The sequence below is a fragment of the Bradyrhizobium sp. Kon37 genome (assembly GCF_055807535.1).
This window is the reverse complement of the sequence record NZ_JBVVOY010000001.1, coordinates 391,898-405,533: the sequence shown is the minus strand read 5'-3', so window position 1 is coordinate 405,533 and position 13,636 is coordinate 391,898. Positions and strand designations below refer to the sequence as shown.

Annotated in this window: 10 protein-coding genes; 8 read left to right on the top strand and 2 right to left on the bottom strand. The window is 64.0% G+C overall.

Annotated features, from left to right (window positions below; translation table 11 throughout):
* Window positions 1–7: 7 nt before the first annotated feature.
* On the top strand, window positions 8–1,513 hold the full coding sequence (locus tag AC0L3J_RS01985) for a glycosyltransferase family 2 protein (RefSeq protein WP_473345712.1): 1,506 nt from the start codon (window positions 8–10) through the stop codon (window positions 1,511–1,513).
* A gap of 47 nt (window positions 1,514–1,560) precedes the next feature.
* Here AC0L3J_RS01985 and AC0L3J_RS01980 read toward each other — a convergent pair whose 3' ends face one another.
* Window positions 1,561–2,781, bottom strand: coding sequence for an ABC transporter substrate-binding protein (locus tag AC0L3J_RS01980; protein ID WP_473345711.1), 1,221 nt, complete (start codon window positions 2,779–2,781; stop codon window positions 1,561–1,563).
* Window positions 2,782–2,864: 83 nt separating this feature from the next.
* Window positions 2,865–4,415, bottom strand: coding sequence for an acyl-CoA synthetase (locus AC0L3J_RS01975; RefSeq protein WP_473345710.1), 1,551 nt, complete (start codon window positions 4,413–4,415; stop codon window positions 2,865–2,867).
* A 262-nt stretch (window positions 4,416–4,677) separates the two neighbouring features.
* Between AC0L3J_RS01975 and AC0L3J_RS01970 the strand changes: the two genes are divergently transcribed.
* The 7 genes from AC0L3J_RS01970 to AC0L3J_RS01940 all read left to right on the top strand — a co-directional run bounded on the left by AC0L3J_RS01970 (window position 4,678) and on the right by AC0L3J_RS01940 (window position 13,631).
* Entirely contained in the window at window positions 4,678–5,814 is a 1,137-nt protein-coding gene (locus AC0L3J_RS01970) for an acyl-CoA dehydrogenase family protein (protein ID WP_473345709.1), read from the top strand.
* Between the two features lie 131 nt (window positions 5,815–5,945).
* A complete protein-coding gene (locus AC0L3J_RS01965) occupies window positions 5,946–7,109 on the top strand; it encodes an acyl-CoA dehydrogenase family protein (RefSeq protein ID WP_473345708.1) in 1,164 nt (387 codons plus the stop codon).
* Complete coding sequence (locus AC0L3J_RS01960; RefSeq protein ID WP_473345707.1) at window positions 7,109–7,765, top strand: glutathione S-transferase family protein; 657 nt, start codon at window positions 7,109–7,111, stop codon at window positions 7,763–7,765. Before AC0L3J_RS01965 ends, AC0L3J_RS01960 begins: the two co-directional genes overlap by 1 nt.
* Before the next feature lie 297 nt (window positions 7,766–8,062).
* Complete coding sequence (locus tag AC0L3J_RS01955) at window positions 8,063–8,863, top strand: helix-turn-helix domain-containing protein (RefSeq protein WP_473345706.1); 801 nt, start codon at window positions 8,063–8,065, stop codon at window positions 8,861–8,863.
* A gap of 198 nt (window positions 8,864–9,061) precedes the next feature.
* The gene (locus AC0L3J_RS01950; protein WP_473345705.1) at window positions 9,062–9,928 is read left to right on the top strand and encodes a beta-keto acid cleavage family enzyme; all 867 of its coding nucleotides are present in this window, start codon (window positions 9,062–9,064) and stop codon (window positions 9,926–9,928) included.
* Window positions 9,929–10,041: 113 nt separating this feature from the next.
* A complete protein-coding gene (locus tag AC0L3J_RS01945; protein ID WP_473345704.1) occupies window positions 10,042–11,658 on the top strand; it encodes an acyl-CoA carboxylase subunit beta in 1,617 nt (538 codons plus the stop codon).
* Window positions 11,655–13,631 carry an acetyl-CoA carboxylase biotin carboxylase subunit gene (locus tag AC0L3J_RS01940; protein WP_473345703.1) on the top strand — a complete coding sequence of 659 codons (1,977 nt, stop codon included), beginning with the start codon at window positions 11,655–11,657 and terminating at the stop codon, window positions 13,629–13,631. The genes AC0L3J_RS01945 and AC0L3J_RS01940 overlap by 4 nt, the downstream gene beginning before the upstream one ends.
* The last annotated feature ends 5 nt before the right edge of the window (window positions 13,632–13,636 follow it).

Below are 13,636 nucleotides of genomic sequence, written 5' to 3'. Positions count from 1 at the left end.
AGGGGACATGCAGGACGCGCCCGCACTCGACGACGGCGAATCTCCGCTGTTCTCAATCATTATCCCGCTCGAATCTCACCGCGGGCAGTGGGAGCTGTCCTGGCTCGGCTGGACGTCGCAGACTGCCGACAAATCGCTCTACGAGATTATTCTGGTCGTGCCGCCGGATTTCACGGCACGCGAGCAGTTGAAGGCGTTGGCCGGCAACAGGGCTCGCCTCGAGTTCAGCGATTCCGAACACGACATCGGGCTCTGCGCATTCGGCGCGACGAAGGCGCGCGGCAGCTATCTGTTCTTCACGGAATCGCACTGCCGGCCCGAAGCCGACGTGATCGAACTCTGCATTCGCGCGATCGATGCTCATCCCGACTGGGCCGGCTTTTCCTGCCGTTCGATCCCGATCTGCCATAACCGGCTATCCGTGGCAGAGGCAGCCATGTACCAGGCCGACATCGAGTTCGGTATGAAGCAGCATTCCTGGCGCAAGGTCCTGGATCAGTGTTTCGTGACGCGGCGCGACGTCTACCGGGAATGCGGCGGCCTGCGCGAAGAGTTCGGTCATTTCGCCGAATGGGTGCTTGCCGCCGCCTATCACGCGAGAGGCTATTCCCTCGGCTATCTCGAGGAGGCGCGCTTCCATCACTACTATGTCGGCGAGCTCGACGAGCTGAAGCAATTCACGCTCGACTTCGTGCAAGGCGAGATTCGCTATCTGAGCGAGTCCCGCAACGATCCCGGCAGCGAGCTGCTCGACGTTCCGATCGAGTGGAGCTCGCGGAGCGAGGCCGGCACGTCGCTCGCCCGCAATGCACTGAACGCGCTCCTGCGCTATAGCCTCGTTGGCGGCGCCTGGGGACGGCCTGACGAGAAATTGCTGGCGTTGTGGCGTTGGGCCGTGCCGGCGCTGCTCGGCGATCTCGGCGCACGCGGCTTTGCGCGGCTGGGGGCATGGCACGCGCGGGCCGTTCTGGTCGTTCTGACGGCCGTCGGATCGAGCGAGGCGATCTCGCGATGGATGCGGCGATACATCGCCGCGCTGATCCGGCATCAGAGACTCGATTGCATTCATCGTCTCGGGCGAGATGCGCGGTCTGCCGGCGGGCTTCTTGGGGAGCAGATTATCGCGCAGACCGGATTCCATGCCGAGGAGTTCTCCGCCGGTTACACGTTCCGCTGGAGCGAACCGGAGGCCGCCGTGCGGATCAAGGGGATGCCCGGCCGCACCATCGTCCGCGTTCGAAGCCCGCCGCTTCGCGCGCCGCTGCATACGATCGGCACGCGATTCTATCTCGACGGCAAGCCCGTCGCCCCCGAAGCGGTCGGGACCGGTTATGACAGTTACACACTGGGCCTCGATCTGCCGCCGTCAGGCATCGCCACCCTCGCCTGGGCATGCCCCGGGTTCAGAGGCGTCGGCGATTCGCGTCGTCTCGGTCTATCCGTCGCGGGCATCGACGTCGGCCACGACATGATCGACGTCGAAAGCGCGGGAATAGCGTCGTCGCTCGCTTGAAAAGAATAGCGGCCCTTCGGCCGCTATTCGGTAGTTTTTCGGTCGAACTAGCCGCCGGTTTCGGCGCTGATGATGTCGCCGAACAGCTCCCACTGGCCCTTCTTGAACCGCCACATCTTGAGCTGCTCGATCGGCGCAAAGTCGGTCGCCGAGGTGTTGATCTTGATGCCCGGGATCAGGGTGTCGGGGACGAAGTCCTTGAGGCTCGCTGCCTGCTTCATCACGTTCTCACGGGTCAGATTGTCGCCCGCCTGCTTCAGCACCTGCACCATGGTCTGGGCTGCGGCATAGGCGTAAACCAGATTGGCGTCCGAAATATTTGCGCCGGGTATGTATTTGTCGACGAAGACGATGAACTTCTTCATGCCCTCATCATCCTTCCACTGCGGATCCGACGCATCCTTCAGATAGCCGGCGGACAGCACGCCTTCGGATGCCTCGAGGCCGGCCGGTTTCATCACCGCGCCGATCGATACCGAGACATCAGTCATGAGATGCATCGGCTTCCACTCCAGCTCGGCAATCTTCTTGATCGCCTGCGCCGCAAACTTCGGCGTCGCGATGTTGACGAAGACGTCGGCGCCGGTCCCCTTGAGCTTGACGATATGGGCGTCGATCGAAGGCTCCGACGTTTCGTAGCTCTCTTCCGCCACGATCATTTTAGATGCCCTGTCGCCGAACACGTCCTTGATGCCGGCGAGGTAGTCCTTGCCGAAATCATCGTTGGCATAGAAGATCGCAACCTTCCCGTCCGGCTTCTCCTTCAAAATATACTTGGCGAAGATCTGTGCCTCGACGCGGTAGCTGGGCTGGAAGCCCATGGTCCAGGGAAAATTCTTCGGGTCGTTCCACTTGCTGGCGCCTGTGGCGAGGAACAGCTGCGGCACCTTCTTGGAATTGTGATACTTCTGCACGGCGGTCTGGGTCGGGGTGCCCAGCGCGTTGAACACCAGGAAGACCTCGTCGCTCTCGATCAGCTTGCGGATCTGTTCAACGGTCTTCGGCGGCGAGTAGCCGTCATCGTAGGAGATCCAGTTGATCTTGCGGCCGTTGATGCCGCCCTGGTCGTTGATCATCTTGAAATAGGCTTCCTCGGTCTTGCCGATGACGCCGTAGGCCGAAGCCGGGCCGGAATAGGCCTCGACATTGCCGATCTTGATCTCGGTGTCGGTGACGCCGGTGTCGTACGCTTTTTGGGCATACGCGGAGTGGGTCGCAAACAGCGTCATTGCTGTTGCCGCGGCAAGCAGGGCGAGTTTCTTGTTCATGAAAATTCCTTGGGGCTTCTTTGGGGTTTCTTCTGACTTTGGCACTTCAAAAAAGAAAAGCGCCCGCGAGAGGGGCGCTTTGATCAGGCGTTGGCGGCTTTCTTGTCGACTTCGGAAGTGACCGAGAATTCCTTGCGCAATGTCGGCTTGTGGATCTTGCCGGTGGCGTTGCGGGGTAACGCTTCGACAAAGCGGACCTGGCGCGGACATTTGAAACGCGCGAGATTCGCCGCGCAATGCGCGAAGACCGCTGCCTCGGTCAATCGCTGGCCGGGCTTGGCCGCGACGATAGCGAGACCAACCTCGCCCCATTGCGGATCGGGAATGCCGATCACGGCGGCTTCCGCGATGGCGTCGAGTTGGTGCAGGACGTTCTCGACCTCGGCCGGATAGACGTTCTCGCCGCCGGAGATGTACATGTCCTTCCAGCGGTCGACTATGTAGTAAAAGCCTTCCTCATCGACGCGTGTCGCGTCGCCCGTGTGCAGCCATCCGTCGGTGAACGACGTCTTGTTCGCCTCCGGCCTGTTCCAGTAGCCGGGCGTGATGTTCGGCCCCCGAACCCAGAGCTCGCCGAGCTCGCCGACATCGGCGTCGCTGCCATCGGGCCGCACGATCCGCACTTCGGTGTGCAGCACCGGCTTGCCGGCCGAGCCGGCCTTGCGTGCCGCATCCTCGCGGTCGAGCACCAGCACCGCCGGCGAGGTCTCGGTCATGCCGTAGCCCTGCTGAAGCGCCACGCCACGCGCCTCCCACACCTTGAGCAGCGGCACTGGCATTGGTGCGCCGCCGACACCGCCGACGATCAGCCGGCTGAGGTCGGTGGTCGCGAAGGCCGGATGCTGGGCCATAAACTGGTAGATCGCGGGCACGCCGAAGAACACGTTGATACCCTGCGCGGGATCGTTGATCAGGCCGAGCGCCGTGCCGGGATCGAAGGCGCGCATGATCATCACGGTGCCACCGGCGTGCAGCACCGGGTTGGTGTAGCAGTTCAGTCCGCCGGTGTGGAACAGCGGCAGCACGGTGAGCAGCACCGAGGAGGGCCCGATGCAGGCAGGGCCGCCGAGATTGACGCAATTCCAGAAGGTCATGCCATGTGTGATGGTGGCGCCCTTCGGGTGACCCGTCGTGCCCGAGGTGTACATGATGGTCGAGACGTCATCGAGGGTGACCTCCTCGATTTTCTCGAGCGGCTTTGCGGCGGCGATGCCGGCCTCATAAGTCCCGCCCGGGCCAAGCAGCAGGCTCGTCTCAATGCCGCAGAGCTTTGCGACGGCAAGCGCCGTTTCGGCAAGCTCGGTGTCGTGGATCATTACCTTCGGCGCGCAATCGCTGGTGATGAACTGCAGTTCGGGAACGGTGAGGCGGGTGTTCAGCGGCACGAAGATCGCACCTAATCGGCCGCAGGCGAATTGCACGTCCAGCGTATCGGTCGTGTTCAGCGCCAGCACCGCGACGCGCTCGCCGCGCGAGACTTTCAGCGTATGACGCAGAAATGAAGCGAGACGCGAGATGCGCGCGTCGAGCTGCGCATAGCTGAAGCGGCGCTCGCTCGCGAGGTCGATCACCGCGACCTTGTTCGGCGTGCGGCGGCCATGGTGGGCGATCCAGTCGTAGTAACGAACGGCCAAAAATTCCTCCCTCGGCGGTCTGGTGCCGCCCGCGTCCCTATTGCCATGCACCATGCCCGGCATGGCCCAGGGGCCAGCCGGAGTTTGTGCACCATCCTTTTTTGATCCGGAGTTGGCGCGCGAGCGGTGAAAATCGTCTTGCGTTGAGTTGCTAGAGCGAGCCTGCTCGGAGGGGAGCCCCGGCCAGCCACTCCGCGCAAGTGAGCCGCCAAGGTTCCGGCCATGGTGCACGAGACGAATCCGCCAGCAAGGCGAGAGTGCGATGATGAGCCCGTTCTATACCGCCGAGCATGACGCCTTTCGCGACGTGATGCGCCGCTTCGTCGACAAGGAGATTGCGCCCTTCGCCCACGAGTGGGACGAGGCCGGCGAATTCCCCCGCGCGCTCTATCGCAAGGCGGCCGATATCGGGCTGTTGGGGCTCGGTTTCCCCGAGGAATATGGCGGGATCGCCGCCGACCAGTTCATGAAGATCGTCGCCAGCCAGGAATTGGCGCGTGCTGGCGCCGGCGGCGTCAGCGCCAGTTTGATGAGCCATACCATCGGTTCGCCGCCGGTCGCGCGGGCCGCGCGGCCCGAGGTCAGGGCGCGCGTGCTGCCCCAGGTGCTCGCGGGTGAGAAAATCTCCGCGCTTGCGATCACCGAGCCGGGCGGCGGTTCTGATGTTGCGAGCCTCCGGACCAAGGCGCGGCGCGATGGCGATCACTACGTCGTGAGCGGCGAGAAGACCTTCATCACCTCGGGGATGCGCGCCGACTATCTGACCGTTGCGGTGCGCACCGGGGGTGAGGGCGCCGGCGGCGTCAGCCTGCTCCTGATCGAGGGGGATACGCCGGGCCTGTCCCGGACAAAGCTGAAGAAGATGGGCTGGTGGGCCTCTGACACCGCGACTCTGCATTTTGACGAGTGCCGCGTACCGGCGGAAAACCTGATCGGCGAGGAGGGCCAGGGCTTCAAGATCATCATGCGGAATTTCAACAGCGAGCGCATGGGCATGGCGGCGGGCTGCACCGCGTTCGCGCGCGTCTGCCTCGACGAAGCCATTGCCTACGCCAAGGAGCGCAAGACCTTCGGCAAGCCGCTCGCGCAGCACCAGGTGATCCGCCACAAGATCGTCGACATGGCGCAGAAGGTCGCCGCGTCGCAAGCGATGCTGGAGATGCTGGCCTGGCGGCTGGAGCAGGGTGAAAGCCCGGTCGCCGAAATCTGCATGATGAAGAACCAGGCGACCCAGACCATGGCATTCTGCGCCTCTGAAGCCGTGCAGATTTTTGGCGGCGCCGGCTTCATGCGCGGCATCAAGGCCGAGCGCATCTACCGCGAGGTCAAGGTCAACGCCATCGGCGGCGGCACCGAGGAGATCATGAAGGATCTGGCGTCGCGGCAGATGGGGTTGTGAACGCCCCCTCCGTCATGCCCGGGCTTGTCCCGGGCATCCACGTTCTTGATGGCGGGTGGCGAAGGCGTGGATGGCCGGGACAAGCCCGGCCATGACGAGCACATCAGAGATACCGAGAGCTGAGCCGACAAATGCTGTTTACCGCCGACCACGACGAGATCCGCCGTTCCTTGCAGAAATTCATCGCCAACGAGATCAATCCGCACGTCGATGAATGGGAGAAGGCCGATATCTTTCCGGCGCATGAGCTGTTCAGGAAGATGGGCAGCCTCGGCTTTCTCGGATTGAACAAGCCGGTCGAATTCGGCGGCTCCGGGCTCGACTATTCCTATGCGCTGATGATGGCGGAGGAACTCGGCGCCATCAGTTGCGGCGGGGTGCCGATGGCGATCGGGGTGCAGACCGACATGGCGACGCCGGCGCTGGCGCGGTTCGGCTCCGATGAAGTGCGGCGCGAATTCCTGGCGCCCTCGATCTCTGGCGACTATGTGGCCTGCATCGGCGTCTCCGAGCCCGGCGCGGGCTCCGACGTCGCCTCGATCAAGACCAATGCGCGCTCCGATGGCGACGATTACGTCATCGATGGCGGCAAAATGTGGATTACCAACGGCACCCAGGCCGACTGGATCTGCCTGCTCGCCAACACCGGCGACGGGCCCGTTCACCGCAACAAGTCGCTGATCTGCGTCCCCATGAAGACCAAGGGCGTCACCGTCGCGAGAAAACTCGACAAGATGGGGATGCGCTCGTCGGATACCGCACAAATCTTCTTCGACAATGTCCGCGTGCCCAAGCGCAACCGGATCGGCGAGGAGGGCAAGGGCTTTACCTATCAGATGATCCAGTTCCAGGAGGAGCGCCTCTGGGGCGCGGCCGCCTGCCTGAAGGCGCATGAATACATCATCAACGAGACCATCGAATACACCCGCAACCGAAAAGCCTTCGGGAAGTCGATCCTCGACAACCAGGTCGTTCACTTCAAGCTGGCCGAGATGCAGACCGAGGTCGAGCTGTTGCGCGCGCTGATCTACCGTGCCGGCGAGGCGCTGGTGGCGGGCGAGGATGTCACGAAATTGGCGACCATGGCCAAGCTGAAGGCCGGGCGGCTCGGCCGCGAGCTTACCGACGCCTGCTTGCAATATTGGGGCGGAATGGGCTTTACCAACGAGACGCCGGTCAGCCGAGCCTATCGCGACAGCCGCCTGACATCGATTGGCGGCGGCGCCGACGAGGTCATGCTGATGGTCCTGTGCAAGATGATGGGCACGCTGCCCGGCAGCAAAGGAAGTTCCTGATGATCACGCTCTATCACTGCGACGGCGCGCGCTCGTTCCGTCCGCTCTGGATGCTGGAGGAAATGGGGCTTCCCTACGAATTGAAGATGCTGCCGTTCCCGCCGCGGGTCTTCGCCAAGGAATACCTCGCGCTCAATCCGCTGGGCACGATTCCCTTCATGGTCGATGGCGAGACCAGGATGACGGAATCGTCCGGCATCTGCCACTATCTCGGCATCAAGCATGGACCGACGCCACTGATGGTCGGGCCGGAGGATCCCGCCTATGGCGCGTTCTTGAACTGGATGTATTTCAGCGACGCCACGTTAACCTTCCCGCAGACGCTGGTGCTCCGATACACCCAGCTCGAGCCGGAAGAGCGCCGCAATCCGCAGGTCGCTGGCGACTATGCCAAATGGTTTTTGGGTCGGCTGCGCGCCGTCGAGGCAGCCACCGCAAATACCGAGACCTTGTGCGCCGGCCGCTTCACCGCCGCCGACATCGTGATCGGATACGCGCTCCGCCTCGCCGATACTATTGGGCTTGCCAAGGATTTTGGGCCAAATGTCGCAGCCTATTGGGCGCGCTTGCAGCAGCGCGATGGTCTCAAGCGCGCGGTTGCTGCGGAGCAACAGGCCGGCGTGGAGCAGAACGTGGCGCCGAGGGTAAGGGCCTGATCGTCGTCCTGGCGAAAGCCAGGACCCATTACCCCAGGGATTTGTTTGGCGACGACTCGCGGTTGTCGCCCTGGCGCCGCAACTTCCCCCTGGGGTAATGGGTCCTGGATCGGCGCTCCGCTCCGCTGCGCTTGTCCAGGACGATGTTGGCACGAGTTCCGGGGGCGTCCACCACCCCTCCCGGACTGCTGCCGTTTTGCGCTTCATGATAGCGCTATCCCGCCGTGACAGCGCCCAGATTTCCGCTAAGGTGACCTCCGTCCGCAGCGGCCAAAGAGCCGCGCGAGGAGGATCCCAATGGAAGATAACGGTCGCGAATCCGACCATTTGATGCTGATCACGCCGGAGCGGGTATTCTATGCCGGCCTGCTCGGCCGCCCCCGCAAGCGGACTCCCGGCTGCTGTCACGTCTATGTCGCGGTCAAGGGCAGCCTGCATCTGACGATCGATGATGCCCTCGCCACCGGCGAGCTGTTCGTCACCCTGCCGAACCAGCGGCATTCCATTGCCAGCGACTATCGCACCGCGATCAGCGTCACGCTGGAGCCGGAGAGCATGCCCGATGGCGTGATCGAGGTCCTGGCCGACCGGCTCACCGGACCCGACAAGGCCGTCTATGCCCGCAAGATCCTCGCCGCCTACACGCTGCTGCGCCAGCGCCGCTACGGCGACATCACCACCGCCGAATTCGACGAGATGTGTTTTGGCGAAGCGCTGCCGCGCCGGGTGCTCGACCCCCGCGTGACGCGTGCGGTCGCCCGTATCGGCCGCTTCACGGGTGAGCCCGTGACGGCGGACACATGCGCGGCGGACGCCGGACTTTCCGCTTCGCGTTTCCTGCATCTGTTCAAGGAAGAGACCGGCATCTCGTTCCGCTCCTTCCGCGCCTGGAAGCGCGCGCGGCATCTGCTGCACTTCGCCAACCAGGACCTCAACCTCGCCCATCTCGCGCAGGACATCGGCTATCCCGATTCCACCCATTTCAGCCACTCGATCCGCCGCTTCTACGGCTTGAAGCCGCGCGCGATCTTCGTCGGTTCGCGCGATCTTGCGATTTATCGCAGCAGCGAGACGGTGAGGCTGGCGGAGGCGAGTTAGCGCCGCTCTTGTAGGGTGGGCAAAGCGCAAGCGTGCCCACCACCTTCGTAAGGTGTGGAGACATGGTGGGCACGGCGCAAGAGCGCCTTTGCCCACCCTACGATAGCCGTTCTTTCCAGCTTCTCCGCGCAAGAAGCCGCATGCCGCCCATCACATGATCGCAAGCGTTGAATTATCAACGTGCGAGACATTCAAGGCATGAGCGATAAGGCCGTCATCACCTGCGCGCTGAACGGCGTGCTCACCGACCCGAAGCAGCACAACGTGCCCGTGACGCCCGAGCAGATGGCGCGCGAGGCCAAGGCTGCGTTCGACGCCGGCGCGTCCATCATGCACATCCATTTGCGTCAGCAGGCGCCGGACAAGGGGCATCTGCCGTCCTGGGAGGTCAGCGTCAGCAAGGAGATCCAGCAGGCGATCCGCGAAGCCTGCCCCGGCGTGATCATCAACCACACCTCCGGCGTCTCAGGGCCGAACTACAGCGGTGCGCTGGATTGCATCCGTGAGACCAGGCCGGAGATCGCCGCCTGCAATGCCGGCTCGCTGAACTATCTGAAGGTGAAGGCCGACAACAGCTGGGCCTGGCCGCCGATGATGTTCGACAATGCGGTCGAGAAGGTGAAGGACTATCTCGACGTCATGAACGCGGTCGGTACCATCCCCGAATTCGAATGTTTTGACGTCGGCATCGTCCGCTGCGTCGGCATGTACCGCCAGGTCGGCATGTACAAGGGCCCGCTCGAATATAACTTTGTGATGGGCGTCGCCTCCGGCATGCCGTCGGATCCCGATCTGCTGCCGATCCTGATCAAGCTGAAGCGTCCCGAGGCGCAATTTCAGGTCACCGCGATCGGCCGCGAAGAAATCTGGCCGCTGCACCAGCGCTGTGCGGAGCTCGGCGGTCATCTGCGCACCGGTCTCGAAGATGCCTTCTATCTCGCCGACGGCAAGAAGGTGACGTCGAACGGCCAGCTGATCGAGGCCATCGCCGCCTGCGCCCGCCGTGCGGGCCGCGAGGTCGCGAGCCCGGCGGAAGCGCGAAAGATTTTTGGGACGAATCGCTGAATGTAGCCCCAGCCGTCATTGCGAGCGAAGCGAAGCAATCCAGAATCTTTCTGTTGAGGCAGTCTGGATTGCTTCGTCGCTCCGCTCCTCGCAATGACGGGTAGGAAATAATCATGTCCGTTCTCGAAAACACGATTTCCCCCGGCAGCGCCGCCTACCGCGCCAATCGCGACGGCATGCTTGGCCTGATTGACCGCATGCGCGCGCTGGAAGAGCGCACGCGTGCGGCGTCGGCGGCGGCGAAAGACCGCTTCCACAAGCGCGGCCAGCTGTTGCCGCGCGAGCGCGTCGCGCTGGTGCTCGATCCCGGCGCGCCCTTCATCGAGCTGTCCACGCTCGCCGGCTTCATGTTCGACGTATCGGATCCGGACAAGAGTGTCCCCGGCGGCGGCGTCATCGCCGGCATCGGTTTCGTCTCGGGCATCCGTTGCATGGTCAGCGCCAATGATTCCGGCATCGATGCCGGCGCTCTTCAGCCCTACGGTCTCGACAAGACGCTGCGGGTGCAGGAGCTCGCGCTGGAGAACAAGCTGCCCTATGTCCAGCTGGTCGAAAGCGCCGGTGCCAATCTGTTGCGCTATCGCGTCGAAGATTTTGTTCGCGGCGGCAATATCTTCCGCAATCTCGCGCGGCTCTCGGCGGCGGGGCTGCCCGTCGTCACCGTGACGCATGGCTCCTCGACCGCCGGCGGCGCCTATCAGACCGGCCTGTCCGACTACATCGTCATGGTCCGTGGCCGCACTCGCGCCTTCCTCGCCGGCCCGCCGCTGCTGAAGGCCGCCACCGGCGAGATCGCGACGGAGGAGGAACTTGGCGGCGCCGAGATGCACACGCAGGTGTCGGGACTTGGCGACTATCTCGCCGAGGATGACCGCGACGCCCTGCGTATCGCGCGCGAGATCATGGCGGCGCTGGAATGGGAGCGGCCCGGCAGGGCGAGCGCGGAATATAAGCCGCCGCGCTACGACCAGGACGAGCTGCTCGGCATCATGCCGATGGACCACAAGCGCGCCGTGGACATGAAGCAGGTCATCGCGCGCATCGTCGACGATTCCGACTTCACCGAGATGGCGCCGAATTACGGCCCGGCCACCGTCTGCGGCCATGCCCGCATCGAGGGCCAGGCCATCGGCATCATCACCAACAACGGTCCGCTCGATCCGGCCGGTGCCAACAAGGCGACGCATTTCATCCAGGCGTGCTGCCAGACTCGTACGCCATTGCTGTATCTGAACAACACCACCGGCTACATGGTGGGCAAAGCTTACGAAGAAGCCGGTATGATCAAGCACGGCTCCAAGATGATCCAGGCGGTGACGTCGGCGACGGTGCCGCAGATCACCATCTATTGCGGCGCCTCGTTCGGCGCCGGCAATTACGGTATGTGCGGGCGCGGCTTCCATCCGCGCTTCTGCTTCTCCTGGCCCAATGCCAAGACTGCCGTGATGGGCGGTGAGCAGGCCGCCGAGACCATGGCGATCGTCACCGAAGCCGCAGCAGCCCGCCGCGGCAAGCCGGTGGAGAAAGAAAAGCTCGAGGCCATGAAGGCGCAGATCATCGGCGTGTTCGACGGCCAGATGGACGTGTTCTCGACCAGCGCGCGCGTGCTCGACGACGGCGTGATCGATCCGCGCGACACCCGCGCGCTGCTGTCGGAAGTGCTCGCGATTTGCCGCGAGGGCGATGCGCGCACGCCCCAGCGCATGCAGTTTTCGGTGGCTCGCCCATGAGGAACGGATCAACGCAGCACCGGCCGTTCTTCAAGGTCTTGATTGCCAATCGCGGCGAGATCGCGTTGCGCGTGATGCGCAGTGCGCGGAAGCTCGGCCTCGGTGTCGTCGCGGTCTATTCGGATGCGGATCGCGACGCGCTTCATGTGCAACACGCCGACCAGGCCGTGCGCATCGGCGAGCCGCTGCCGGCGCAATCCTACCTCAACATTCCCGCGATCATTGCGGCCGCAAAGGCCAGCGGCGCGGATGCCGTTCATCCCGGCTATGGCTTCCTCGCCGAGAACGAGGAGTTTGCACAGGCCTGCAAGGATGCTGGGCTCGTCTTCATCGGCCCGTCGCCCCAGGCGATCGAGTCGATGGGCAACAAGGCCGGCGCCAAGGAGATCATGAAAAAGGCAGGCGTGCCCGTCGTGCCCGGCTATCAGGGCGCCGATCAGGGCGATGAGGTCATGCTCGCGGAGGCGAGAGAGATCGGCTTTCCCGTGATGATCAAGGCGGTCGCCGGTGGCGGTGGACGCGGCATGCGGCTCGTGACGGACGCGGCGTCGTTTCCAGATGCACTGCGTAGCGCGCGGTCCGAGGCGAAGGCGGCGTTTGGCGATCCGACGGTGATCCTCGAACGCGCCATCCAGAATCCCCGTCACATTGAAATTCAGGTGTTCGGCGACAGCCATGGCAACGCCATCCATCTCGGCGAACGCGATTGCTCGGTGCAGCGGCGCCACCAGAAGCTGATCGAGGAGGCACCGTCGCCCGCAGTGACGCCGGAACTGCGCGCGAAGATCGGCGACGTCGCGGTCGCCGCGGTGAAGGCGCTGCGCTACGAGGGCGCCGGCACGCTCGAATTTCTGCTCGATGCGAGCGGCGAATTCTACTTCATGGAAATGAACACGCGCCTCCAGGTCGAGCATCCCGTCACCGAGGCCATCACCGGGCTCGATCTCGTCGAATTGCAGCTGCGGGTCGCGCGCGGCGAGCCGCTGCCGGTCAAGCAGCAGGACATTCGCTTCACAGGCCACGCCATCGAGGTGCGGCTGTGCTCCGAGGATGCCGCGCAAGATTTCATGCCGCAGTCCGGGCGCATGGCGCGCTGGCAGGTGCCGGATGGCATCCGCGTCGAGCATGCGCTGCAATCGGGCTCCGAGATTCCGCCGTTCTACGATTCCATGATCGCCAAGGTGATCAGCCATGGCGCGACACGCGAGGAGGCGAGGGGGCGGCTGATCGTCGGCCTCGAACAGCTCACCGCTTTCGGCGTCACCACCAACCAGGCGTTCTTGATGTCGTGCCTGCGTCATCCCGGCTTTGCCAAGGGCGAGGCGACCACGGCATTCATTGGTGCGTATCGCGACGAATTGCTGGCGCCGCGCACGGACGCTGCATTCGATATCGCTTTGGCCGGCCTGCTGCTCTACGTCACGAACCCGCAGGCACCGTCGTGGCGCTGCGGACGGAGCCTCGCGGCAACGTTCCCGCTACCGGCGAAGATCGAGATCGCAGGCCACGCGTATGAGCTCGAAGTCACGCGCGAGCGCGATGGCAGCTACATCGTTGCCAGCGACGGCCGGCACGACAAGTTCGAGATCGATCAGCTCGATCTCGACATGATCCGCTTCCGCCATGACGGTGTGATGGACAGTGCCAAATTCCTGCGCGATGGTGACCGGCTCCACCTCCAGCGCCGCGGCATCCCGCTCGCGGCGACCGATCTCACGCTGGCGGCGCCGAAGGCCGCCGCAAGCAACGGCGGCGATGGCAAGGTTCGCGCTGCCATGAACGGCCGCGTCGTTGCCGTCCTGGTCAAGCCGGGCGACCGCGTCAGTGCCGGCCAGCCGGTGATGACCCTGGAAGCGATGAAGATGGAGCACGTCCACAAGGCCGGCATCGACGGCGTCGTCGCCGCGATCGACGTCGCCGAGGGCGAGCAGGTGATCACGGGCCGGATCGTGGCCGAGATCGGGGCTGGGTAGGGCAC